Here is a 22,223-nt window from a genome sequence, read left to right as displayed (position 1 = left end):
TTCGTCCGAAATTCAGATCAATCTCAGATCCCGCAACTGCGCGAATCATATTTGTCTATTAATCTAATGACAAACTGTTTGTTGTTAGATTAATACCAGATGAGTATTTTTTTATCGATCACCTGATCTTATAAACAGTCTTTAAGTGAATCCCTGATCGCATGATCAGGGATAGATTGGCGGCTTAGAGTAGACTCATACCGTGAGGGGTGATGATAGGCGGTGTGCCTAATGTTACATGGCGGCTTGGGGCCGGAGCCGGTACGTGGGGAACGTTATTGTTTCCCAGCGGAAGCGATGATAATCCACCTCCATTGATAGACTCAAACATTGCGGCTACCTCTTCTAAGTGCTCAGGCGTACCCAAATTCAGAAGGGCGTTTTTTTGCTTTTCAGACATAAAGACCGGCAGTACACGCGATGCCATATCCATCATTTTCTCACGGCGTTCCTGCATTGCATTTGCACTTTCAAGCATGGCAACCTGATTACGACAGAGTTCCTGCAAATCTAATAATTGCCCCTGCATCATCAACATTTCAGACTCATACCCAGCCACGCGATGCGCAGTTTCATACATTGCGTCCTCGCGCTTCATGATGTCCATATGAGAAAGCAGAGCCATCGCAGCTTCAGCACTGTATCCAGCGTTAATAAGGCTTTCAACGCGCCACTGGTCCACGTTTGTGACGCTTTCGAGCATGGCATGGCTTCGGCTCAAGCTTGGATAATTTGGCGTATGGACATAATCAACGCCGCTAAAGCCTTTTACATATGACTGAGTAGGGTGATCGCTGCCTTTAGTTGCCCATGACCAGCCGCCAGCCATTGAGCGATCCATTGCATCCACTATGCGCCCAGGCTCTGTATCAAGAATTTCCTGCGTATGCTCAACGATGCCGTTGTCATCAATTGAAATAGCTAACGTGCGGTTTGATGGTACGTTCTGAAGAACAACCTTTTGTCCGTCAATTGTAACCGTGCAGGATTCAGGCAAATCCAGACTGCCGGTTTCTCTATGGTACAAAGCGCGGTTGGTGTGCCCGTAATATCCGAACATTTCACCCAGCGCGATTCGCTCTTTTACTTCTGGTAATGCAAGCGTGGCCCGCACCGCAGCAACAATATATTTGCGCCCGTTTTGAGCAGTGTGCTTTCTGATGTTATCCACCAGTGAAAAGCTGTCTGTAACTGTACGAAGGGTCTTTTCTTTACCCATGATTTCCCCTAACTAAATTTCCATTGCGACCAGGACGGGGGAAATGTATCGCAAGTGAGTTAAGGTATCTGACTAAAAAACTAATTTAAAAATAGATGGATAATTATTTATTAGAAAATTAGACTCACTTTCAATCTCAACAAACATTTGGCTCTTTAAAGTTCAAAAATTCTAAGGTGATAGCTACCCGTGCGGCAGGAAATGATCACCAGGTCGTCACCGTCGAAAGTAAAACGCGGGCCTGCCGTCGCAAACCCTGTACATATTGTCCCCTGGCGCAGAGATTCAGTGGGTGAGTTTCCGGCTGAAGCATTCAGGCATTCAGCCAAAACCAGTTATGACCAGTCGTTTAGTGTTTTTGCGTGTCATGATTCTGGTGTAGATCATGCGGCAACCTGCGCAGGTTTTATCTTGAGAGGTGCAGAAAACAATCTCGCGATTCGCCTGGCTTACATTCGTGGCGAAGTGCCAGAAGTCACTGATGGTGGTCACGCACTTTTTGAAAATTACAAGGAAATGGCCATCGCTAATGGCGTGGAAGAACATGATCCGGTTTTAGTAAGATGCCGCTGATAAATCTTTATCTAAAATTAAGGCCGCATTGCGCGGCCTTTTAGTTATGCCCTGATTAATTCATCAAGCAACGTTGCCAGTTCGCTTTGTGTGAAATCACCAAATCTAGGTTTATGCGGGGCGCTTTCCATCATCGGATCTTGTTCGGCTTTCTGAGCCTGAAATTCCTTATAAATTTTATTCACCGTTTCAACCGGCATTTTCAGGCTGTCGGAAAGTAAAGATGACATGAGAGTAGGTGAACCAGCCAATTTAGGGTTGTTCTGCATCGCGTCCAGAATGCCCACCAGCGCCGAAATAAAGTTAACGTTACTTTCGCGCTCACGGTCGTTCTCTGCCTGTATAGCAGTGTTGTTTGAATTAAATTCAACACGGAAAGGGCGATTGTTCTGTTGGTAAACTTTGCCGTATTTGAAAGCGCAGTGAATATCCAACACGCGATATATTGTTGTCATTGCAGCATTGCGAATCCATAACCCGCGCTGCGCACCCTGAATTGCTGTTTGCGCCCAGCCACCTTCCCCTAATCCACCGGCCATTTGATCGGACCAGCCCATAAGAGACGCGTCCGAACCAACTGAGGCGCATAACTGACGCAGGTGAAACATTACATCTTCAATGCCATTGATATCCACCGGGATCTGTTGCGTATCGAACGTCACGCCGCCTTTAGTGCCCATTGTCGGGATAAGGTGGTTAAGTACCGTTGGCATAGTATTGCCGTTACGGGAAAGCCGAGAAATTTCATCCATGCTTCGCTTAAGTGACTGGCTAACGTTACGCAGGTGTGTAGCGGCGTTTGCCGGGTCGAGTTCGTCAGTTGTCAGTGCAATCAGGCGGTCAATAGTTGCGGCATTACGACGCGCAGCTTTCAGTGCACGTAGAGAATCACACAGATTAATGTATGGCTCATAACTGTATTCAAGAAAGCTAGTGCCATAGTTTTGTGTCTCTGATAACACACGATACGCCGGGTCCTGCATCAATGTGTAGCTGGTTGAGCCTGTAATAATCGGACGGTCATTGATGTCTGGAACCCAATAGGGGTTTTTCATGGAAATCATATCCCACGGCTTCGCCAGGATACGCTGATACGTTTGGGGGTCGAGAAGGTAATCACCAGTAAATCCAGCCAAATCACCGCCACGGTAAAACTCACTAATGAAATGAGGCAAGGTGTAGTAACTGGATTCGAATGCCTGAATACCTTTTCCTTCTTTCGCATAAGGGCGAATGTACGCGACGCCGAAAGTGGCCATGATGATTGCCCAGGACGGCAGGCCGGTATTTAGCATTTCCCCTAAATCGTTTGTCATTTCCTTACAGCGGTTAATCGTCTCGGTGTCAGACGGGTCAATTGGTGTAAGGCTGAAGCAAAGGCCGCTTTTTTTGTCCACGGATAATGCGGATGAAACGTGAATATTCAGTGCCGTCGAAACGATTGGTGAACGCATCATCTGGTCAAATAATGCATAACGAGCCATGCGATCCGTGGGCATAACTACGCTTGCTGACATGCTGTCACCAGCGGATGACATGCCCGTGTTCTGATCGTCAAAAACACCTGGCAGCACAGAGCGCGACACAACACCGCGCCTGCTGGTGGTCATAGGTACGTTGTTAATATGATCGCCAGCATCATACCCGCGCATGAGCCGTTTCAGGGCGGCAATTGGATTGTTAGAACGAGGTTGCTTCACGGTTGGAAAACTCACTTCGGTTACGGTTTGCATTGGTTCGCACCATAACCGATGTGAGTTATCAAGAACTGTGAAGAAACAGAGTTGAGAAATAGATGGAACTTTAATCACATAACCCTCTTTCAAAAGAGGGCTATTATTATGTTTAATAAAAATCAAAGATTTTCATTTAGGAGTGCCATATATAGCTTCATATAATCCACCTAGGCAACCAATAACAAAGTCTCGGGCATCCATATCTTCCCTAACAATTGACATAATTTTTGATTCATAAAAATTTTTATTAGGGCAGTTGAGTTTTTTTATTATTTTATCAATGACGCCAGTCCTTCGAATCGAGTAACGTTCTATAAGGAACTTAGAATCTTGTCGATGTATTGCTTGCTTATAAATTTGTACTTCTTCTGCATAGATGTCACCTGCATCAATTTCTATTATTTTATTAGTAAACCCCTCCTTATTGTTGGGGGTGAATTCATTAAATCTCCACCTAACGGCTTTGTTTACAGCTAAGCTGCATAAGTCTGTAAGCCTTGATTCATTATCTAATGTTTTTATTACATCGAGGTTTATTTCTGATAATATTTTTTCGTCAACATTAAATGTTGGTCCAAGGTGTGTTATGAAAAACATTATCATCTGGGGGTGATAGAAAATAGACTCTATAGAGTGATATTTCAATGTATAGATTCCATCATCCCTTAATTTTTCTATTTCTTGGGTTTTTTTATTGTCGTTGTCAACCAGCCCATAGGCATTAATCCATCCCAACCTATCATTGTTGCGAACACCTCTAACCGACACTGAAACATCTTCACAACCTTCTTTAGATATAAGTGTAACCTCTGGAAATACGGCTTTGTACAGGCCCATATCTAGGCTAGTATTTACTCCTTCAATAAATAAAATTTCTTTTCTTGCGCCTAGGATATCTTTTCTTATGTGCTCTGGAATTAGTGTTGGTTCGGTTAAATATTCAACATCCCATGACTCTGCTATTTTATCAACATAGTTACAAGAATTTACTAACAGGACTTGAGAGCCATCCATGTCTGAAGCCAGTCCTATGTCATGTGTAGAAACTATAAAATAACAGTCAGGTCTAATAGAGATTAATTCTGATAAAAGAGGGGAGGATATTGATCTATGTAAATGTCTTTCTGGCTCATCGATAATGAATAAAGTTCCAGGTAAAGAAGATATAACATCGGCGGATATGATTATTGCATTCTTTTCACCATCAGAAAGCTCAGATACGGAATACATCGATGGTGGGTTGTATCTAGAGTTCATTGCTATAATATTATCTTCGTGGTCATGATAAATGCTTATTGGCATTCCAGATGACTTTAACACAGAATTGATTTGCGTTACTGGGGAAGGCGGAGCTTCTACCGCCCCATTAAAATCCCTAGCGTCAACTTTAGCCGCAAGATCTCTATTCCTTCTGTTTACACCTTTTTTTAATCGTATGATTGGTAATTTATTTTGTCTGTTATCGTTTATCTTCCACCGATATTCGCTTGTATATTTTACATTTGTGTTGAGGAAGCTTAAAGTTTGCTCGTACTCTGCATTTGACATATCAATTACAGCATCATCGAACCATACTTGGCGATGTGCGGAAAGTAATACCATTTTTTGACGATCATCTAATCTCTGCATGATGTTATATATAAGAGAAGATTTGCCAGATCCATTTGGTCCCAAAATGAAAAGTACGCTTCCTTTTTCTAAGGAAATACTTTCATTCTCCTTGGTTTGAGTGGGTATTTTTATTTGAATTAAGTCAGACAATTTATATCCTTATTTATTAGCAATGACTGCTTGCTTAAAAAATGCAAGAAGGGTAAAGCATTAAAAAATCAAATCCACTTTATAAATCAACTAAATACTTCATGGGAATAGAAGCAGTTGAAAGTCTAAAAGTAAATTAATAGTTTTTCAAATGACGATCAAGTGGATGTTTTAGGCAGGACATATTTCATACTCAGGTACCAAAAACTCACTTCGGTTACGGTTTGCAGTGGTTCGCACCATAACCGATGTGAGTTTTTGGAGATTAAACGTGGCAACACCAGAGAAGCGCGGGCAGGTCAGCAAGTTGCTGATGTCCGTAAGTAACATCAAACAGATCGTGCGCTTAATTAACAGCCTGTCGAATTCCCGGCAGGCTGTTTCTTTGGCGTCGAAAAACGCGATGGCGTAAGCATTGAGCGCGAGCGCCGAGAAGCTAACCAGGCGGCAATTGATTTACTGGCAACCTTAAAGCCAGACGAAAAACTAACTGACACTCAGCGAGCAACGCTTGCAGGCTATACAGGTAAAGGTGGTATTGGCGGAAGCGAGTATGAGTATTACACGCCTCAGTACGTGGCAGAGGGCATGTGGGACATGTTGGCAGCGTATGGGATAAACGGCGGCTTAGGGCTAGAACCTTCAGCCGGGACCGGGGTATTCCAGGAAACGAAGCCAAAAGGCATGGTTATGCAGGCGGCGGAACTTAGTGACACGTCAGGGCGCATTAACCAGCTACTTCACCCGGAAGATAATGTATCGATCACACCGTTCGAGGATCTTGCACGCATAACGCCGGATAACACGTTCGATCACTGTGTAGGGAACGTGCCGTTCGGCAGTTCACGCGGCGGGTATGCCGAACGAGATCCGGCTTATAAAAACGAGTCGCTGGCCGGATATTTTGTTCTGCGTCCAATCGACAAGGTTAAGCCTGGCGGGCTGATCACTTTGATTGTGCCGAACGGACTGACACACAACAGCGGTGATAAGAAATTACGTGAACGGGTATCACGTAAAGCGGAGTTTTTGGGCGCGCACCGTTTACCGTCTGGCACGTTTGCCAACAACGGCACAGCAACGGTCGTTGACGTATGGGTATTGCGAAAGCATACAGAAGAACTGGCGGAACGTATCGAGGCCGGGGAAGACGCCATTCTGCGCGAGGCTAACGTACTGTGGGATACCTTCATCAATGGCAAATGGTTTGACCGGGAAGGGAAAAAATTTATTCACGGCACGATGTCGATAGAAGGCAAAGACAAGTTCGCCCGGATGGTGGTTAAAGCTGATGGCCAGGTAACACAGGCATCCATCAAATCGGCGCTGGCCAGACGTTTTGAAAGCCGCATTAATTGGAATTTGCTGGCATTAAGCGAACCAGTTATACCGTCCGTGGGTGAAGGCGAGAAAAAGCTGATTAATGGCGTCTGGAATGAATTTATCGGCGGTCGCTGGCTGGTGGATGACAATGCGAATTACGCTGCGCTCGATGACGTGGCTTACGGCGCAAAAAATTATGACGATCTTCGTTCCCGCGTGTCCACCAGTGAGGGCATTCTTACGCTGAACATGGCGCAACTGGAGAACATAGTTAAGCGTTTTCCTGACGTTTTTCCGCAGGAATACCAGAGTACGATCCGTTTCGCTATGAGCCAGAAACCGGCAATGCGCGAGCGTGTTTTACGTGGTTCAGTTATTGGTGCCCGTATACGCATCATTCAGGACAAAATTGCCACTGGCTACAACGCTGAATCGCTCGATCTGGAACTGGCTGACCTACAGAAACAGGTGGGTGAGGAAGTACGCCGCAGCGGCAACCCGCACCACGGAAAATCAGCCGCGCTGAAGGGTGAAGGAGCAGCAAACTGGCTGAAGTTTAAAGCCAGCGTGACCAAAGACGGACAACTGACGGCACTGATAACAGGCACGCTTGAGGCAGGCACGGCAAAAACGCATGATGCTACTGATCATGAGCAGGTGTTACGCCATCTCTTCAACCAAATTGATTTAGATCCAATTGAACTGAGCGCATTCCGTGAAGCTTTTGAAGGTGAGTTGCCGGAAAGTGACAGTGAACTGCTAAACCTATTGGCGCAAAAAGACGGGATCGCCGTTCAGCCAGATGGCACGCTAATTCCTATGGATCGCGCTACCAGCGGCGATATTGGCGCACTTAATAGCGCATTAATGGGCGCACTGGCTGGCACGCCTGACGGGGCTATCAAAGACAACTACCAAAAGCAGTTAGCGGAGATTAGAGCGAGACGTAAGTGGACCAAAATTGATGATATAGATTTTTCTCTTAACTCACGCTGGTTTGACCGCCGCCTTGTCATGGAATTCCTTCATGAAAATGGTTATGAAGACGTTAAATATATTCAGAATGTTGATGTTAAAAACGGCGCGCTGGTATCTGAAAATGGCTACAGCGGGCGCGATGGCATATTCACTGGCTACCGCTACAAAACCGTTCAGCAACGCGATAAAGAGTCGGGCAAGAGCACGTTTGTTTACAAGCGCGTGCGCAATCAGGATGGTTTTCTCGACCAGTTTGAAAACTACCTCAACGGCGTTAAGCCACGCGGCCCGCTCGCAAACACATACCTGGAAAAAATTGGGCGCCTGGAAGAAGAGTTTAATACGTGGGTGCGCCAGCATGATGACATCAAGAAGCTTGTTCAGGACTATAACGACGCTTTTAATGCTTTCATTCCCTTCAGCCATTCGGAAGAGTCACTAAATCTCAAAGGTGTATCAGGTGCGCGGATTCCGTTCTCATATCAGAACGCGGAAGTTCGCCGCTTGTCAGAAGATGGGCGCGGCATAAACGCATTCGGAACGGGTGTAGGTAAAACCACGACCGCGCTGGCGTTGGAAGCCTATAACTTTGAAAACGGTCGCAGCAAGCGCACGGCAATTGTGGTGCCGAAAGCGGTGTATCAGAACTGGTATTACGAGGCGCAAGAGTTTTACAGCCCGGACGCACTGGCCAGCATGTTGTTTGTTGGCCTGGATGAAGTCAAAGGTGAAGACGGTAGCATTCAACAGGTGCCAGTGCTCGATGAGAAGGGCGAGCAGTTCATTAACCCTAACACCGGGCAAGCTACTTACCGCAACGCTGTTTCTGTATCATCCGCCGACACAATAAAAGAGCGCATGAACATGATTCCGATGTCGAACTATCGCACCGTGATCATGACCAAAGAGCAATTTTCAGCTATTCCGTTGCGCCCTGAAACAGTAGAAAACCACGCGCGTGAAGTGTTGTTTGCTGAAGCTGATGCAGGCCGCGTAAACCTGAGCGGCACAAAGCACCGTGATGCCCAAAAGAAAAACAGCATTCTGGCGAAAGCGTCTAATACAGGCAGCACCAAAAAGAAGAGTTTCCATATTTCGAAGACATGCTTTTCGACAGTGTAATCGCGGATGAGGGGCACAACTACCGCAACAGTTTCGCTACAGGGCGCGAAGCCTCGCAACTGGCATACCTTCCAACAAACAGTGTGGCCAAATCAGCTCGCGACTTTGCACTCAAATCCTCGTATCTGATGAAGAAGCACAACGGACGTGGACCGGTACTGCTGACAGCTACGCCATTGGTTAACTCGCCGGTTGACGCCTTTAATATGCTTTCTCATGTTGTTAGCCAGGAAGAATGGCAGCGCATGGGCATCCTTACGCCAGATGATTTCGTTAAAGTGTTTGGAGAAACCGAACTCGTTAACGTCATGAAGATTTCCGGCGAGATTGAGCAAAAACAGGGGCTAGTCGGCTTTAAAAACCTTGACGGGCTACGAGGCATTTTCCATCGCTGGACCACGCTGAAGACCGCACAGGACGTTTCAGATACGGTCAAAATACCTGAACTTGATGAACAGAATGTTCCCGTGCCAATGACAAGTGAGCAGGAGGCGAGATACGAGGAACTCCGCCAGCGTGCTGATGATCTGTCTAAAGGTAAAAAAGATGGCGAGGAAGAACGCGATTCTATTTTCAGCATCATCCGCGACATGGACCGTGTGTGTATCGATCCTGATTTATATCATCGGCAGATGACTTTCCGTTTTCCAGTTGAGAAACAGGACGCTGTTAAGTCGCTGGTGGGCGAACTGCCGGTTGCCGTTAAAGCAACTGACGACGAAGAAGAAAATAGCGAGACGGTAAGCGTAAACGTTACGGCGAAAATGACTGTTACAGCCGATTACGTTGAAATTATTGTGCCTGAAGCGGCAGAAGAAGAAGTGCTGAAGCGCCTAGCCAAAGTCGGTCTTAACGAAAAAGATGTTTCGCACCCAGTACCACCAAAATACAGCGCGCTTATTGAAAACCTCAAAACCGGCCTGGAAGATGGCAAGCAAATTATTTTCACCGATGAGAAGACGCAACACGGCAAACTGAAGCGCATTATTGCATCCGCGTTGGGCTTCGATCCAAAAGAAATCGGCATTCTGAATGCCACCACTGTTGCTGAAGCCGGCAAAAGGGTAAAGCGCCAAAAGCGGTTAAGTTGCCCAAAGAGCCGAAAGAAGATGCAACCGACGACGAATTACAGGCGTATTACACGCAAAAAGAAGCTTATGACACCTATATCGCCAGCAAAACAGAGGTATCGCTGGGAGGGATGGAGTCGATAGCTGCTGATTACAATGAAGGCCGCACGCGCATCCTCATTTGCAATAAAAGGCTGAAGTAGGGATCAACCTTCACCACGGCACAACGGACGTGCATCACCTAACATTGCCGTGGACGCCAGCCAGTATTGCGCAGCGTAACGGGCGCGGTGCCCGCGTAGGCTCGAAAGCCAGCAAAGTTCGTGTGCGATACTATTGTGGAAAAGGTTCGTTTGATGACTTCCGCATGAAGGCATTAAAAAGCAAAGCGAACTGGATTGGTGACATTCTCACGTCTGACGCATCACGTATGGCCAATGCTGACGCTAATTCGCAGGAAGAGATGAATCTGCTGCTTGCAGCCGATCCTGAAGACTATGCGCGCCGCGTGGAAGAGGCCAAGAAAAAGGCTGAAGCTATCGCCCGCGCTGCTGCTGAGAAGCGCGCTAAAATCGACCTGAATGAACTTGTCAAAATGCAGCACGCTTTGAAGCTTCCGGTTAATTTAGTGGAGTCCACGTTAACTAACGCGAGAACCACTCTGGATAGTCGTCGCCAGTACATTGCGTCAAAGCAGGAAGAATTACAGGAGGCTATCGACAAGGGGCAATCTTATTTAGAGAAGTCTCTGCGCTTTGAAATTGTTGAACTGAGTAAGGAAATAAACAAAGCGCAAACTAATATTCGTCGGGGTGAGCGCCAGCTCGTTCGCGCGAAGAAAGCGGAGCAGCGTATTAAGCAGTTGCGCCCGGAGGTAGAACGAGCCATTAACGCCGGTCTGGTGGACGTTGATATTGATATTCTTACCCACGGCGATAAGTATGTTCTTCTGCCGGATGGCCGAACCGTGAAAATTGGGGCTATTTATTCGCGGTATAGCGGCGACAGTTATATACGTGTTATGAGCCTGGATATTGATGCGTCAGAAGCGGTTTGCGATGAAATATTCAAATCGCGGATCGCGGATAAACTGCATAAGAAAATCAGAGTCCGTTTTGATAATTTAGGTGAATTATCAGACATGCCTGAGTCAGAGGCTTCATTGCGCGAATGGGGCGCGCAGGGTCAGCACATTTACCAGGTAGCTGACCGCGTAACAAAAGCAGAATTTGTATCGTTACTGAAAGCCAGCCAGTTATTGCTCACTGATGATTATGTTGTGTATCGGGATGCTGAAGGAAAACTGGCGGATTACGCGCTTCGCGAGAGCAAAACATACGGCTACGGTACGATTATTAAATCCGGCTCATTGTCCTGGCTTGCGCAGAATGCCGATAAAATTGTTTACCCGGATACTAATGATGTTGAACTGAAAACGGCAACTGCTGGCTGGTATCGTGGCGACCGCAGCACACGTCATGTTGAGCCATTTATGATTGCGTTGTTTGGCCGTGATTTTCAAAAGGAAGTCGATAATTACGGGGAGACGGCTAACGCGGTTGTGATCGCGTCAGTCGTTTCGGATTACATTGCTAAGCAACTGGAAGGGACCGACCGGGAAGGGAGAAACTTCAAAGGTGAAGGCAAATCTCAATATGGTGCATACCTGCTGCAAGGGCAGTATGATCCGGCTAAGTACATGGAATGGCATATATCTGTACGTAATACAGCGTATGTCCCTGAGCAATATAAAAACAAAGATGACTTTACAGCTACGTTGCAAGAAACGTTTGCGCTCAAAACCCGTGAACATTTGGCGGCTACAATCTCGACCGCAAAAGAGCGTGCGCATAAAGTCTGGCTTAACTATCGCGATCAGTTGAAGGCGTCATTAGAGGATATTATTGAACTGCTAAAGCGTGTGCCTGAAAATGCGAGTCAGATGGCTTATATGTATCGCACCTACAGCTCTAATCATCTGGATTACGAAACGAACAATTATGATGTGTTGTTCGCTCATGCCGTGCGCCTGGGGCTTGTGGTTGAAAATTCCATTACTGAAGGCTGTTTCGCTGACTCCGTAATGTTAAATGAAACCGTGTCACGCATTAACGCGGCATTTGCGGAAGCGAACAAAGACCGGGAAGGTCTGATCAATAATCTCAAGCTGAAAGCCGGTTTGATCTCAAAGGATGAGATTGACGCCGCCAAAGCCAATAAAGCGGCCCGTGACGCTGAAGCGAAAGAAGAAGCTGAATCAGCTATGCGTGACTCAATCACCATAAAACGCAACAGTCAGGCGCTGACGGGCGGTAAAGCGGCTAACCGGTATAACTTCGCCCCAGATGAGGCAATTTGCCTTCAGGATGAGGAAGGGAAAGACGGTGCGCTTTATCGTGCCAAAGATACACTCAAGGCTAAATTTAGAGCCAAATATCACAATGGCAAAATAACAGGCCAGGAGTTAATGGGAAGCTGGTGGATCATTTCTGCACAGCATAGTATGCAGGACGTGCTTGCCGTTATTTCATCATATAAATAAACGGAGTCGCCCCGTATGGGACGAATAAAACAATGACTACATTAATCGACGCTGTAATGCCTACTGAGGAACATCTTGAACAGGCATTACAGCAAGAAGCTTTAGCGGGACGTACAGAAGACGCCTTTACCGCTTCATACCTGGCTGGTGTGAGTAAACAACTGAGTGATAATCCAACAATCTATCGTGCTTATGGTCCGTGGTGGCCGGAAATTAAACGACTTATTATCGAAACTGAAGTGAATCAGTCTTTTGGACAAGGCATTGATGCAGATGTTAAGGCAATATATAGCCTCACTCGTCCGGCACTGACTGTTATTGCAGCGCATCTATACAGTGCTGAACGGATTGAGTCGGGGTATATCTACAGTGCTTATCATGAATTGCCCGTTCACGAAGATGCCGACGATACAGAGCCATATCTGTATGTCAGTAATGATGATGAAATCGAGAAGTTGATAGCAATCAGGGGGTGATAAAAGTGGGGATACCAAAGCGTTTTTTCACCCGATTAGAGTTATTCGACAAAGCGGAGTCGCTTGGATTCGAAATGCGGATGACCTCAAACCGTATGCTGATATTGGTCAATAAGACCGATCCAGAATGCTGGGGAACGGTCACGGATCTAAGTACAGGGCTACCCGTTGTCGGTTTCAGGCATTACGACATGGCTGGCTGGGAGCGCGCTTTACCCGAAAACATAAAGCGAATCCTGGACCTGTCTGGCGGGCCAAAAAAATTGGGTAACGGTGAATAAAAAGGGGCTTAGTGCCCTTTTTTCAACCATAAGTTGCAATAGCAACCAACGGTATTTGAGATGGTATTCTAATTCTCATCCTCATCCTCATCTTCCCAACCATCTCGATCATTCACTTCTCTTCTGGAGAGAAATACATCATCCACATCACTTTGTACTTGAGCAGGATTCCCACGCGGAACCCGAAACATTGGGTCTTCTAACAGTGAGCTTGGCAGGATGATAAACCTTGTAGGGTTCAATTTATCTGCGTGTACGTCAAAACTAAATTCGGGAACCTGACCTTGTGCTCGCGCAAGGATGATTGCCTCTTTGTCATAGATATCATTGGGAAATTCGCGATTTACTACGGTTACTTCGAATAGCTTTAAGCCTAACCGTTCTTCAAGTTCTTCTTCGGTAAATTCTTCAGCAGCGTCTTTTTGGAAAGCTTCCAATTCCAAATCAGTGAATGCAATAAAATTGCTGTCTTCCATTATTTTTATCCTGTTAGCAAGTGAGGGGACGTGTAGCAAGACAGGTATGCGGGCGAACCATTTCTACTTCAAGTTAATGTATAAATTAAAATAGATTAACCCCTTTGATTGCAGAAATCATGCTTTTGATTGCATTTGACTGTTTTTGTTATTGCATTAAACTAATAGAAAATTATATAGTCTTGCTGTGCCAGCGTAGCAGCAAATAGCAGGCACAAAAAAACCCGCACTTGGCGGGTTTTTAGGGAAGAAGGATTGGCGGCTAACCTGCCTTCTTCCATTGCATATCCTAACGAGAGAAATATTATCATGAGTACACAGTCTAAGCGAGTCGCTTTACCTGTTGATTTCGTCAATATTGGCGTGCAATCACCCGCTCAAAACTCTTCTACCACTACCAGCACTATTCCAATGCCAGTGAAACTAATGGGAATTCTGTTTGGTACGCTGGGCGTAATGACACTCCTGAACGTGGTTTATACAGTGGCGGCAGGCCATTAATGCAAGCCAGCTAAACAAGGCGCTGAAAAGCGCCTTTTTGCGTATCAGGGATCGCGCTATGACCTTCCACCAGCTTGTTTCATTACCCCGATAGCGTTGATCGGGATGTATCTCGTTGCCGGTGCAATTTACTACGCCTTTATCACCATCCTCATTTGCGACACAAAACCCGGATTGTTGTTTTCGGTGGGCTGCGTCACAGCCTGGCCTCTCATGTTGTGCCTGTTGATAGTGCTGCTGGTGGAAGAAGTGTTAGCGGTTTTAGGCGGGCTGATATGGATAAAATTAAAGAGGAAAAAATGAATTGTAAGAGCCGAAAGGCAAAAGTTTCGTTAATTCAAATGCGCCTTGTTACGGCCATAACTTTTGAGATCGCGCGTCAGTATCCGGTATTACAGTCGAACAAGATCAGTTTAAAGTGATTATTGCAGCCGCTAACAGAGTTAAAGCTGTTTACGAGGGCACTGAGGTAACGCTTAACACTGTGGAGGAAGAGTAATGGCATTAGAATGGCAGATTGCAAAAGTGGAAATTCTTGATGCAAACGGCTCATACCTTAAAAAGGGTACAATTCTTCCAGTTTTTATAGATGAAGATGGTGACGTATCAATCCGTGAAGATTTCGAAGCAGGCGAGCCGGTTATTCATATGCTGGATGATCTACGCGATGATGGCGTGCGACTGAAAATGAAACCAATCGTATTTGAACAAACGGACCATGTATGAGTGCAAAATGCCGGAATTGGGTGCGTTGACCATACAGAGCATTGCAGTAAAGGCAGGGGAATGAATAAAGAAGGCGTGATGCGAAACATAGCAGTTAAGACAGATGAGTTAACTGGAGCAGCCCTTGATTGGGCAGTCGCAGATGCTATTGGCTTGCCTAAACCTAAACAGGTAGATGGTGATGGGGTATGGCATCGTTGGTATCAGCCTGTACTCAGTAATGGTGAACCGTGGGGAAGTGAAGAATGTTTTCATCCGTCTACCGACTGGAGCCAGTGCGGCCCTTTAATTAACCGTTTTAAGGTGATGGTTGATCATGACTTTGAAGACTATTCAACGCCGAAAGAGCCATGCTATGCCGAGAGCAATTACTACTGGGCGATTGGTGAAACTGAATTGATCGCAATATGCCGGACGATAGTTAAGCGCCATTTTGGCGAGTCGGTAAACGTACCGGCTGAGCTGGTGGAGACTGCTTAATGTCACTCTTCCAGTGTGAAGTATGTGGATGTTGCGAAAACACAGCCCTGGCATTTCAGGGATTTCATGGCTTGTTTGAAGGCTTCTTTGACTGGTCATATGCGCCAGAACGCAAAGGGAAGGGGCTGTGTAGCGCGTGCGGCCCTTTAGCCTACCGTGATGGCAAGCCAACTGAATACGGTCAATGGCATGGCTTATTTAATCGTGTATTTCTACCAATGGGTATGTTCCGTACCAATGAGCAGGGCAATCTGGAACACATTGAAACGGGTAGTGATGACATTCTGGCGTATGAGATCAAACAGGAAACAGTATGAGCAGAGTTAACGGCAAAAAGCCCACCAGCACCACCAGCAAGCCTTAACCCTTACCTTATTGGTTGCAGCGCGTCTGTGGCTTATTCAGGCCAGAAATATTCGTGTGGTACAGAGCACCCGCACGGGACGTTGTTATGTGCGGCATGCTCAGCCAATGCGCGTGGCGTTGGGCTGGAGGTGAGAAAATAACTTTTCCAGCTAAGCGTCCGCCAAGTGAAACAGGCAACTAAACAAATGGCGCTGGCTATGTAATACCACATGAAAAAGAGCCGCATTAGCGGCTCTTATACTATTTAATAAACTCAGCAAAACGCTCTTTGTTATCAACCAGCCATTCTGGAAAATTGGTTTTCGTGACTGGTATAATCTCCATTTTGCGTGGGCGGTTCCAAATGTCTATATTGTTTTCTACGCAGTTTCTAATGTGATCTGGGTTATTGAACTCCGGCAGATCATACTCAGTATGTGAAATGGTAGACATTTTTTCACTGATACGGGCATCTGTCATCACCCATGAGAAATGCCAGCCGCCGTTATGGATGATTTTTGTCTGCCATTTCAGGCGATTCCAGAGCCACCAGCTTCTGCGGATCGGTGTACCAACACGTTTCACGTTGCGCAACAGTTCCGGCTGGCCGAGGAAGAAACCTTTCAAATTTTTATAAGTTACCATTTTGGGCAGTTTGCATTGGCGAGAAGTGCCATCATCGTTCAGCACCTTTACATTGAATTTGAAGTTATAAAAGTCCATGTAAATCGTTGTGCAAAGGCGTCGAGGACTAAACTTCTCGATTACTTCTGGACGATATAATTCGTCAACGTCGGAAACAATAATAATGTCATCATCCTTCGCGCCAACCAGACCTTTCATAATGGAATTACGAGCAATGGCTTCGTTTTCCCACGAATCCACATCACCATCAGGGGCGTATTTAGTGGCGGCGTATAGGCGAGGAGGTGTGTCGTTAACAACATAAATAATTTTTTCGCGGAAACGAGAAAATTTTTCTATATCAAAATTGAGTTTTTCACGTTTCAAGCCTGTAAAGGTATACAGTGACTCGACTATAACAAATTTATCTACGTGCTGGTGAAGAGTATTAAGGCGCAGTTCTAAAAGCATGTCTTCGTCATAGTACAAAAAACAATCATAAATCATTAGGTTAGCCTGTTAGATATGTGTTAGGAAATCGCAATCATTCTAACAGTTTGTGAAGAGAAACTCTCTTTTACTATTAGTTAAAAGGTACTAAAAATCCTTCTATTGTTTGATGATAAAATGAACTACCTTAAGGGTTTAGGCGATTTTTATAATCTTTTAAGAGCACCATAAGCATGAAATTTGATATATTTATTTTATTATTAGATAAATAGTCAAATGGATACAGTGATGTCTCATTACAACACGCGTATTGCTAACGGCAGCGCGTTCTACCAGCCTAAAAAACGCAGCGAGCAGCCCCCAGAAGACAACGGCGTAGCTTATGACCCTATGAAAAGCCTGAACGGGGCGCGTAACCTGCGCGCGCGTAGCGGCATTAGAGGCAATAATGCTCCGCGCAGATAAGGACTGGCTAACCGGGTATGTCGCGCGAACCGGCAAAGGTAAAAACGCCATCGCGCAGTTGAACAAAAAAATCAACGTACTCGGTGAGATTGAGAAAGCGCAAAAAACAATCACTAAACCAACCAGAAAGCAAGCCAGTAAAGCCAGCACGAAGCCTTATAAATCACCGCATGAACAGGCATTGAAGCGGCTGGCCAAAAAGCCATCTCTGCTGGAAGGCAAGCAGGAACATTACGAGCAGGTGCGCATTTTCTGGCATTTCGAACAATTTTCCCCAGCTATCTATCAGCGGCTTGCAGCAACACCTAACGGCGGTTGGCGTGGTTTTAAGGCTGGTGGCCAGATGAAAGCTGAAGGACAAAAAAAGGGCTACCCGGATATGATGGTTGATAAACCAAAAGGTATCTATCACGGGATGCGTATTGAACTAAAGTTTGGCAGCAACCCATTGAGCACTGAACAGAAAAAGTATCTAAAGCAGTTAACTGAAGATGGCTATTACTGCGTGCTTGCCGTTGGCTGGATGGAGGCGGTAGACGCTATTATGGCCTACTGGCATTTGCAGCCAGGCGAAGCGTTACCGGTTAGGGAGCGCGATCTGAAATGGGCGGCGTAGTTAGACGGATTTTCCTGTCATTGCCACACCAGTTGGAACAGTCAGAGCTGGTAGCAGTTATGCTCGCTAATGTTAAAAGCGGGCTTGTAGATAAAGGGTTTGCGCTTTCATCGCCAGATAAGGTGATTGGTCTGGATGATTTAGACGCGCTGGCGGTACTGCGTCTGTCTATGCTGGTGGCTTGTGATACTGTCTGGTTCCCGAAAGATTTTGAGCGTTCAGCGTTGTCAGTAGGGGAATACAACTACGCCTGGGCGCTGAGAAAGGACATTATTATCGATCCGGTTCGGAGGTTACTTGATTACTAAGAAATTACAGCGCGCCCTGATTTTTACTCTGGTGTTCGCCGTGGCAATGGTTCCGGTGTACATGATGGACCTGAGTAAGAATATCCCGCTGCTGGGGATTAACATAGTTGTGGCGTTTCTGATAGCAGCAACCAGCGCAACTCGCCTGATAAAAAAGAATTAGAGAAATAGACATATTGTGCTAGGGTGTTTTTGAACATTGGACGGTGTTCTAGCATTACCTTACCTCTACTTTTTGGCATTACTTTGCGTGAAGTAGATTGAGTAACAAGGATTTGCCGCTTTTCGAAGCGGCTTTTTTGCGCCCAAATTACGGTGATTTGACAGAAACTCGCGCAGATCATAGTCCGCTATAAGTGAACAGCGGACGTTAATTAATATAGCTGTCAGAGAATGAAAATTATTTCACTATTTAAGTATAAGGGAAACCAGAAATGGAACCATATAATTATAAAAGCATTTACATATAGTCAGGAATTGAACTTAATGCCATAACTCTTTCCTTTTCTTTTTCAGTCATTTCCCTCATGACAATTTGAGATAGTGCTAAGGTTATTTGCTTTGTTTTTTTGAATGCTTTTTCGGTATAAACTTTATTGCCGGATTCAATTTCATTAAGTGTCCCCATGATCCATTTAAGATAAAATACCGGAATTGATATATCGCTTATGTCTTGCCATCTTGTTATGGCTTTAAAATTATTCCAATAGTAACCTTCAAAGTATTTATCACAATCACCCTTGCATGCATAATATACATCTATTACTTCGCTTGGCTTGCCATCATGATGTATCTCTGCATTACAAACTATACCATCATAGTTTTCTTCATGATGATTTTCTATTAAATCCTTTCCGCAACGATCACATTTTATAGGGATGTATTTATCAAAAATTAAGTGCTTTGGTTTTATTTTTCTATAACTTTCAGGTAGATATCTAAGAAGCAGTCTTGAGTAGCCTATTCTAACAAGGTGATTTTCTATTAGTTTACCGTCAAAGAATCGAAAGTCTTTTATCTTTCCATTAATTTTCAGTTGATTAAGTCTTGAGTTTAAACCACTGCTTGGTAAGGTAGAATAAAACCCAATAAAACCGTCAGCGTTGAACCCTTCAACGCGCTCCTGTATATTAATCTCATCTTTTTCTGAAACCGATCTTTTACTAGTTGCATAATGCTTGCAACTTACAAGCCAGCGAAATTTATATTTATTTAACTGCCCTTGTAACTGCTCTGTAATCAGAAGGTCTTTTCCTCCGTCTGCACCTCTATCTGGTGTGGATTCGATATAAAAACCAAGCTCTTCAAGAAAATCACGAGCAAATGACTCCCATACCTCACCATCAATATCAATTTCCGTAAAATCAATCACCGATTAAAACCCCGCCATTTCAATTTTCATTTACCGCATAAGATTACTATAAGTGACTAGAGCGGCCTAATACGCTGACCTCAGCATTATACTTCAGAAGGTACAATGTCCGCTTTTGGCACAAAGCGGAAGTTGTGTAAACATCCCTTACGACTAATCAGCGCCACGAATACTAAGTTCATAAACAACGCAGGACACATCGTAATGTTGTTCTATTGCTTTGTAAGTCATACCTAACCGCTGCATCACTCGCTGAGAGGGTATATTTTCAGGATCGGCAACAGCCACCAAATACGTTGCGCCTGTCTGCTCTGACGCGAAATTAATAATCGCTTTAGCCGCTTCTGTTGCATAGCCTTTACCATTCTGTTCCGGGACAAGCCTCCAGCCAATTTCTAAGGGGCATTCTCCACGTTTGCCAGGTGCTGGAGGCATGCTGCGCCAACGATGACCCCGAAGCCTTTTCTTTGATAGCCCACCACGAATACCCGTACTTATCCCAACGGGCCTGAACACGCCTGATACTTTCCCAGGTCTCTTCTGGTGTTTTAACTATTCCCATATTGATATAACGCATCACGCTGGAATCATTATCCATCAACCTTAAACCCTCGTAGTGTGAGTCATGAAAGGGTTCGAGCCTCAAACGCGCAGTTTCTAAATCCATCTGACATTCCTTTTTACGTGAGGGAGTTAACCGGATGCTCTCTATCAATGAACGTATCACGCTGTGAGCAATGTCATCTACTGTCACGAAGCAGACAACTGAAATCTTACTACCAAAGCGACTGTTAATGAGTCGCTTTTTTTATGGCCAAAGCACGTACTTTCTCCGCCGCCTTACCGAAAAAAAACGTGCAAACCAATCAGAGTATGCCTATTATTCTAATAATATATTAGATAAATAGACATACACTCAAAATGCTCCTCTTCAGACGCCGCTGGTACTACTTCACTTTGCTCTTTAAGGCACCCAAAAATCCTGACTTGCATCGTATATCTATCCGCGAGCAAACAAATCGCCTCGGAGAGAACAGGCTCGCCAACATCAAAGCCGGTGAAGACAACATTCCGACTGACGCAGAGTTAGTTGGCATTCTTCAGCACGGTCGCATGACTGAAATCCAGTGGGAGAAAGAAATTTGAGTACCGTGGCATTAGAACAGGCGTCAACCGTCGCGCCTGATATGAGCCTTATCGCTGAGCAAATCAGCCTTATCGCGAGCGGCATTGCTTTTTGTACAAAGCGCGTCGCCGGGGATGATGTTTTTAGGGCGAGAATGGAGCGGATGAGCGACGAAGTGATCGCACTTGCTCAAGATTTTGAACGCTATGCACACAATGAAATCGCAGAATATGACGTGCTGGCCAGCGTTGCAGAAGACAGCGATAAAAAGCTGGTGGCGCTGCGTCTTCAGGTAAATTTGCTTCAGGGCAACATTAACCACCTGACAGATGAATTGGCCGCTGCCGATAGAAAACACTCTGCCGCCGTCGCAACGTCTGAAAATACGATCAGCCAGCTACGGGCTGAAATGGAACGTTTAACTACGGCTCAAACAAACGAACTGGAGCAGTCACGCGCCCGCGCTGACCGCTTTGAGAAAGAAGCCAAAGACGCTCGCGTAACTACTTCAGAACTTACTTCAAAACTGCATAAAGAAATGAATGCCCACCGGACAGCCGCAAGGCACTCCAGAAAGTGAGCCGCGAAAAAGAGGTGCTTCAAGCCGCGCTGGATGTTCTTTACAAAGAGCAGGACAACATTAACGGTTTTACCGGCGATAAATATTGGTCAGGGCTGAAGAACAACCGCCTGACTTTCTACATGCACACATTCAATTATCCGCTGAAATATCCACACGACCCCCGTGACATCGACACGCCGCGTTTTGTCAACAACCTGAATTTTCATATCAATCTGCGCACAACTTATGGTGTGGATCTGGTCACGCGCCTGGATGAGTGGGGCATGGTCCAGTATCAGACGCTGGAATTGTTCAAAGATGAAATCCCAAAAGAACTCTTTGCGGAACTGATTCGCGCACACCACGAAATTGTGGCCATCCGTAATCCGCATATGAAGCGTTTCTTTGATTGGGCGCATTCTTTCCCGCTCACCGATCTGAAGGGCTTAACCGACGCAAACCGCGCCGTGCTTAAAGAGGGCCTCGAAGTAACCAACCTGGCGCAATTAGGTTGCTGCTTCACATCTGACCTTACCCGCCTCAAAGGCGTTGGCGAAACCACAGCACGCAAGTGGCGTGCACTTGCATATGAGCAAGGCGTAGCGTGGATGGCGGAGCATGGGCCGGTTGAACTGGAAAAACCAATGACAGGGATCACTTCTGCCTCAATGCCGCAAAAGTCAGCACAACAAACAAAACCGCAAGCCAGGCCAAAAGTTGGCCGTAGCAAAAAACATCGTAAGGGGAAGAACCGCTAATGAGTAAAGCAATTCGACTGGCAAAGGCTGATATGGAACTGATTGAAAAGGCAGTTATGCGCAGCGCATCAGATATCAACGCGGATCTTTCCCTGATTCATACAACAAGCCCACGTATGGGAAAGCTGGTGGATCACGGCTTTTTTGATGCGATCTCACCAGAACTAAGCGGTCGCCGCACAACGGGTTACAACCTGACCCAAAAAGGGCGCAATGCCTTTGCTCAAGCTGTAAGGGCCTGATGATGGGAAATGCAGGTGTTTATGTCGGGATTATTTTGGGTTGCGTTGGGCTGGTGATTGTATCCGGCCTGGTTGCTGACTTCATATCAAG

Annotated in this window: 25 protein-coding genes; 17 read left to right on the top strand and 8 right to left on the bottom strand. The window is 45.6% G+C overall.

The annotated features are described in order from the left end of the window. Window positions 1–184 precede the first annotated feature (184 nt). A complete protein-coding gene (locus O3W44_RS22075) occupies window positions 185–1,219 on the bottom strand; it encodes a head processing protein (RefSeq protein ID WP_269294872.1) in 1,035 nt (344 codons plus the stop codon). A 201-nt stretch (window positions 1,220–1,420) separates the two neighbouring features. Between O3W44_RS22075 and O3W44_RS22070 the strand changes: the two genes are divergently transcribed. Then, window positions 1,421–1,792, top strand: coding sequence for a DUF6283 family protein (locus O3W44_RS22070; protein WP_269294871.1), 372 nt, complete (start codon window positions 1,421–1,423; stop codon window positions 1,790–1,792). Window positions 1,793–1,836: 44 nt separating this feature from the next. Here the strand turns inward: O3W44_RS22070 and O3W44_RS22065 are convergent, their stop codons facing one another. Continuing rightward, on the bottom strand, window positions 1,837–3,651 hold the full coding sequence (locus tag O3W44_RS22065; RefSeq protein ID WP_269294870.1) for a phage portal protein: 1,815 nt from the start codon (window positions 3,649–3,651) through the stop codon (window positions 1,837–1,839). A 6-nt stretch (window positions 3,652–3,657) separates the two neighbouring features. After that, the gene (locus O3W44_RS22060) at window positions 3,658–5,289 is read right to left on the bottom strand and encodes an AAA family ATPase (RefSeq protein WP_269294869.1); all 1,632 of its coding nucleotides are present in this window, start codon (window positions 5,287–5,289) and stop codon (window positions 3,658–3,660) included. 597 nt (window positions 5,290–5,886) lie between these two features. Here O3W44_RS22060 and O3W44_RS22055 point away from each other — a divergent pair. The 4 genes from O3W44_RS22055 to O3W44_RS22040 all read left to right on the top strand — a co-directional run bounded on the left by O3W44_RS22055 (window position 5,887) and on the right by O3W44_RS22040 (window position 12,800). Further along, a complete protein-coding gene (locus tag O3W44_RS22055) occupies window positions 5,887–8,712 on the top strand; it encodes an N-6 DNA methylase (RefSeq protein ID WP_269294868.1) in 2,826 nt (941 codons plus the stop codon). Then, window positions 8,694–9,926, top strand: a complete 1,233-nt coding sequence (locus O3W44_RS22050; RefSeq protein ID WP_269294867.1) for an SNF2-related protein — start codon at window positions 8,694–8,696, stop codon at window positions 9,924–9,926. Before O3W44_RS22055 ends, O3W44_RS22050 begins: the two co-directional genes overlap by 19 nt. Before the next feature lie 88 nt (window positions 9,927–10,014). Further along, on the top strand, window positions 10,015–12,324 hold the full coding sequence (locus O3W44_RS22045) for a hypothetical protein (RefSeq protein WP_269294866.1): 2,310 nt from the start codon (window positions 10,015–10,017) through the stop codon (window positions 12,322–12,324). A 32-nt stretch (window positions 12,325–12,356) separates the two neighbouring features. Further along, the gene (locus O3W44_RS22040) at window positions 12,357–12,800 is read left to right on the top strand and encodes an olxA (protein WP_269294865.1); all 444 of its coding nucleotides are present in this window, start codon (window positions 12,357–12,359) and stop codon (window positions 12,798–12,800) included. A gap of 349 nt (window positions 12,801–13,149) precedes the next feature. Here O3W44_RS22040 and O3W44_RS22035 read toward each other — a convergent pair whose 3' ends face one another. Next, window positions 13,150–13,557, bottom strand: coding sequence for a hypothetical protein (locus O3W44_RS22035; RefSeq protein WP_269294864.1), 408 nt, complete (start codon window positions 13,555–13,557; stop codon window positions 13,150–13,152). Between the two features lie 309 nt (window positions 13,558–13,866). Here O3W44_RS22035 and O3W44_RS22030 point away from each other — a divergent pair, with 309 nt between their 5' ends. The 4 genes from O3W44_RS22030 to O3W44_RS22015 all read left to right on the top strand — a co-directional run bounded on the left by O3W44_RS22030 (window position 13,867) and on the right by O3W44_RS22015 (window position 15,581). Further along, window positions 13,867–14,058, top strand: a complete 192-nt coding sequence (locus O3W44_RS22030) for a hypothetical protein (RefSeq protein WP_269294863.1) — start codon at window positions 13,867–13,869, stop codon at window positions 14,056–14,058. A 498-nt stretch (window positions 14,059–14,556) separates the two neighbouring features. Continuing rightward, window positions 14,557–14,784 carry a hypothetical protein gene (locus O3W44_RS22025; protein ID WP_269294862.1) on the top strand — a complete coding sequence of 76 codons (228 nt, stop codon included), beginning with the start codon at window positions 14,557–14,559 and terminating at the stop codon, window positions 14,782–14,784. Window positions 14,785–14,844: 60 nt separating this feature from the next. Continuing rightward, on the top strand, window positions 14,845–15,264 hold the full coding sequence (locus O3W44_RS22020) for a phage protein NinX family protein (RefSeq protein ID WP_269294861.1): 420 nt from the start codon (window positions 14,845–14,847) through the stop codon (window positions 15,262–15,264). After that, on the top strand, window positions 15,264–15,581 hold the full coding sequence (locus O3W44_RS22015; RefSeq protein ID WP_269294860.1) for a hypothetical protein: 318 nt from the start codon (window positions 15,264–15,266) through the stop codon (window positions 15,579–15,581). The genes O3W44_RS22020 and O3W44_RS22015 overlap by 1 nt, the downstream gene beginning before the upstream one ends. Before the next feature lie 289 nt (window positions 15,582–15,870). On the opposite strand, the gene O3W44_RS22010 is transcribed toward O3W44_RS22015, so the two are convergent. Further along, window positions 15,871–16,740, bottom strand: a complete 870-nt coding sequence (locus tag O3W44_RS22010) for a benzoate transporter (protein WP_269294859.1) — start codon at window positions 16,738–16,740, stop codon at window positions 15,871–15,873. Between the two features lie 231 nt (window positions 16,741–16,971). On the opposite strand from O3W44_RS22010, the gene O3W44_RS22005 reads away from it, so the two are divergent. From O3W44_RS22005 to O3W44_RS21990, 4 genes are read left to right on the top strand one after another with little or no spacing between them, the layout of a single operon-like run. Then, entirely contained in the window at window positions 16,972–17,148 is a 177-nt protein-coding gene (locus tag O3W44_RS22005; protein ID WP_269294858.1) for a hypothetical protein, read from the top strand. Then, window positions 17,132–17,764, top strand: coding sequence for a VRR-NUC domain-containing protein (locus O3W44_RS22000; protein ID WP_269294857.1), 633 nt, complete (start codon window positions 17,132–17,134; stop codon window positions 17,762–17,764). The genes O3W44_RS22005 and O3W44_RS22000 overlap by 17 nt, the downstream gene beginning before the upstream one ends. A 59-nt stretch (window positions 17,765–17,823) precedes the next feature. Further along, entirely contained in the window at window positions 17,824–18,072 is a 249-nt protein-coding gene (locus O3W44_RS21995; RefSeq protein ID WP_269294856.1) for a hypothetical protein, read from the top strand. Further along, window positions 18,062–18,235, top strand: coding sequence for a hypothetical protein (locus O3W44_RS21990; protein WP_269294855.1), 174 nt, complete (start codon window positions 18,062–18,064; stop codon window positions 18,233–18,235). Before O3W44_RS21995 ends, O3W44_RS21990 begins: the two co-directional genes overlap by 11 nt. A gap of 297 nt (window positions 18,236–18,532) precedes the next feature. On the opposite strand, the gene O3W44_RS21985 is transcribed toward O3W44_RS21990, so the two are convergent. The 3 genes from O3W44_RS21985 to O3W44_RS21975 form a co-directional block, all read right to left on the bottom strand. Beyond that, a complete protein-coding gene (locus O3W44_RS21985; RefSeq protein ID WP_269294854.1) occupies window positions 18,533–19,444 on the bottom strand; it encodes a restriction endonuclease in 912 nt (303 codons plus the stop codon). Window positions 19,445–19,597: 153 nt separating this feature from the next. Next, entirely contained in the window at window positions 19,598–19,879 is a 282-nt protein-coding gene (locus O3W44_RS21980; protein ID WP_269294853.1) for a GNAT family N-acetyltransferase, read from the bottom strand. Continuing rightward, window positions 19,803–20,111 (bottom strand): GNAT family N-acetyltransferase, encoded by a 309-nt coding sequence (locus tag O3W44_RS21975; protein WP_269294852.1) that lies wholly within the window; start codon window positions 20,109–20,111, stop codon window positions 19,803–19,805. The genes O3W44_RS21980 and O3W44_RS21975 overlap by 77 nt, the downstream gene beginning before the upstream one ends. A 320-nt stretch (window positions 20,112–20,431) precedes the next feature. Here O3W44_RS21975 and O3W44_RS21970 point away from each other — a divergent pair, with 320 nt between their 5' ends. From O3W44_RS21970 to O3W44_RS21955, 4 genes are read left to right on the top strand one after another with little or no spacing between them, the layout of a single operon-like run. Further along, the gene (locus tag O3W44_RS21970) at window positions 20,432–20,590 is read left to right on the top strand and encodes a hypothetical protein (RefSeq protein ID WP_269294851.1); all 159 of its coding nucleotides are present in this window, start codon (window positions 20,432–20,434) and stop codon (window positions 20,588–20,590) included. Further along, complete coding sequence (locus tag O3W44_RS21965) at window positions 20,587–21,150, top strand: hypothetical protein (RefSeq protein ID WP_269294850.1); 564 nt, start codon at window positions 20,587–20,589, stop codon at window positions 21,148–21,150. The genes O3W44_RS21970 and O3W44_RS21965 overlap by 4 nt, the downstream gene beginning before the upstream one ends. Next, complete coding sequence (locus tag O3W44_RS21960; RefSeq protein ID WP_269294849.1) at window positions 21,147–21,890, top strand: hypothetical protein; 744 nt, start codon at window positions 21,147–21,149, stop codon at window positions 21,888–21,890. Before O3W44_RS21965 ends, O3W44_RS21960 begins: the two co-directional genes overlap by 4 nt. After that, the gene (locus O3W44_RS21955; RefSeq protein WP_269294848.1) at window positions 21,890–22,132 is read left to right on the top strand and encodes a hypothetical protein; all 243 of its coding nucleotides are present in this window, start codon (window positions 21,890–21,892) and stop codon (window positions 22,130–22,132) included. The genes O3W44_RS21960 and O3W44_RS21955 overlap by 1 nt, the downstream gene beginning before the upstream one ends. Window positions 22,133–22,223: the final 91 nt, after the last annotated feature.

The sequence above is a fragment of the Pantoea sp. LMR881 genome (assembly GCF_027157825.1).
In the GTDB taxonomy this organism is placed as follows: Bacteria; Pseudomonadota; Gammaproteobacteria; order Enterobacterales; family Enterobacteriaceae; genus Pantoea; species Pantoea haifensis.
The sequence above is the reverse complement of the archived record's forward strand: the minus strand, read 5'-3'. Positions and strand labels throughout refer to the sequence as shown.

Bases quoted from the DNA above. Each gene is read 5' to 3' on its own strand.
- O3W44_RS22075 (WP_269294872.1), bottom strand. From the start codon at position 1,219: ATGGGTAAAGAAAAGACCCTTCGTACAGTTACAGACAGCTTTTCACTG.
- O3W44_RS22070 (WP_269294871.1), top strand. From the start codon at position 1,421: ATGATCACCAGGTCGTCACCGTCGAAAGTAAAACGCGGGCCTGCCGTC.
- O3W44_RS22055 (WP_269294868.1), top strand. From the start codon at position 5,887: ATGTTGGCAGCGTATGGGATAAACGGCGGCTTAGGGCTAGAACCTTCA.
- O3W44_RS22050 (WP_269294867.1), top strand. From the start codon at position 8,694: ATGCTTTTCGACAGTGTAATCGCGGATGAGGGGCACAACTACCGCAAC.
- O3W44_RS22040 (WP_269294865.1), top strand. From the start codon at position 12,357: ATGACTACATTAATCGACGCTGTAATGCCTACTGAGGAACATCTTGAA.
- O3W44_RS22035 (WP_269294864.1), bottom strand. From the start codon at position 13,557: ATGGAAGACAGCAATTTTATTGCATTCACTGATTTGGAATTGGAAGCT.
- O3W44_RS22030 (WP_269294863.1), top strand. From the start codon at position 13,867: ATGAGTACACAGTCTAAGCGAGTCGCTTTACCTGTTGATTTCGTCAAT.
- O3W44_RS22025 (WP_269294862.1), top strand. From the start codon at position 14,557: ATGGCATTAGAATGGCAGATTGCAAAAGTGGAAATTCTTGATGCAAAC.
- O3W44_RS22020 (WP_269294861.1), top strand. From the start codon at position 14,845: ATGAATAAAGAAGGCGTGATGCGAAACATAGCAGTTAAGACAGATGAG.
- O3W44_RS22015 (WP_269294860.1), top strand. From the start codon at position 15,264: ATGTCACTCTTCCAGTGTGAAGTATGTGGATGTTGCGAAAACACAGCC.
- O3W44_RS22010 (WP_269294859.1), bottom strand. From the start codon at position 16,740: ATGATTTATGATTGTTTTTTGTACTATGACGAAGACATGCTTTTAGAA.
- O3W44_RS22005 (WP_269294858.1), top strand. From the start codon at position 16,972: ATGTCTCATTACAACACGCGTATTGCTAACGGCAGCGCGTTCTACCAG.
- O3W44_RS22000 (WP_269294857.1), top strand. From the start codon at position 17,132: ATGCTCCGCGCAGATAAGGACTGGCTAACCGGGTATGTCGCGCGAACC.
- O3W44_RS21995 (WP_269294856.1), top strand. From the start codon at position 17,824: ATGCTCGCTAATGTTAAAAGCGGGCTTGTAGATAAAGGGTTTGCGCTT.
- O3W44_RS21980 (WP_269294853.1), bottom strand. From the start codon at position 19,879: ATGCCTCCAGCACCTGGCAAACGTGGAGAATGCCCCTTAGAAATTGGC.
- O3W44_RS21975 (WP_269294852.1), bottom strand. From the start codon at position 20,111: ATGGATTTAGAAACTGCGCGTTTGAGGCTCGAACCCTTTCATGACTCA.
- O3W44_RS21955 (WP_269294848.1), top strand. From the start codon at position 21,890: ATGAGTAAAGCAATTCGACTGGCAAAGGCTGATATGGAACTGATTGAA.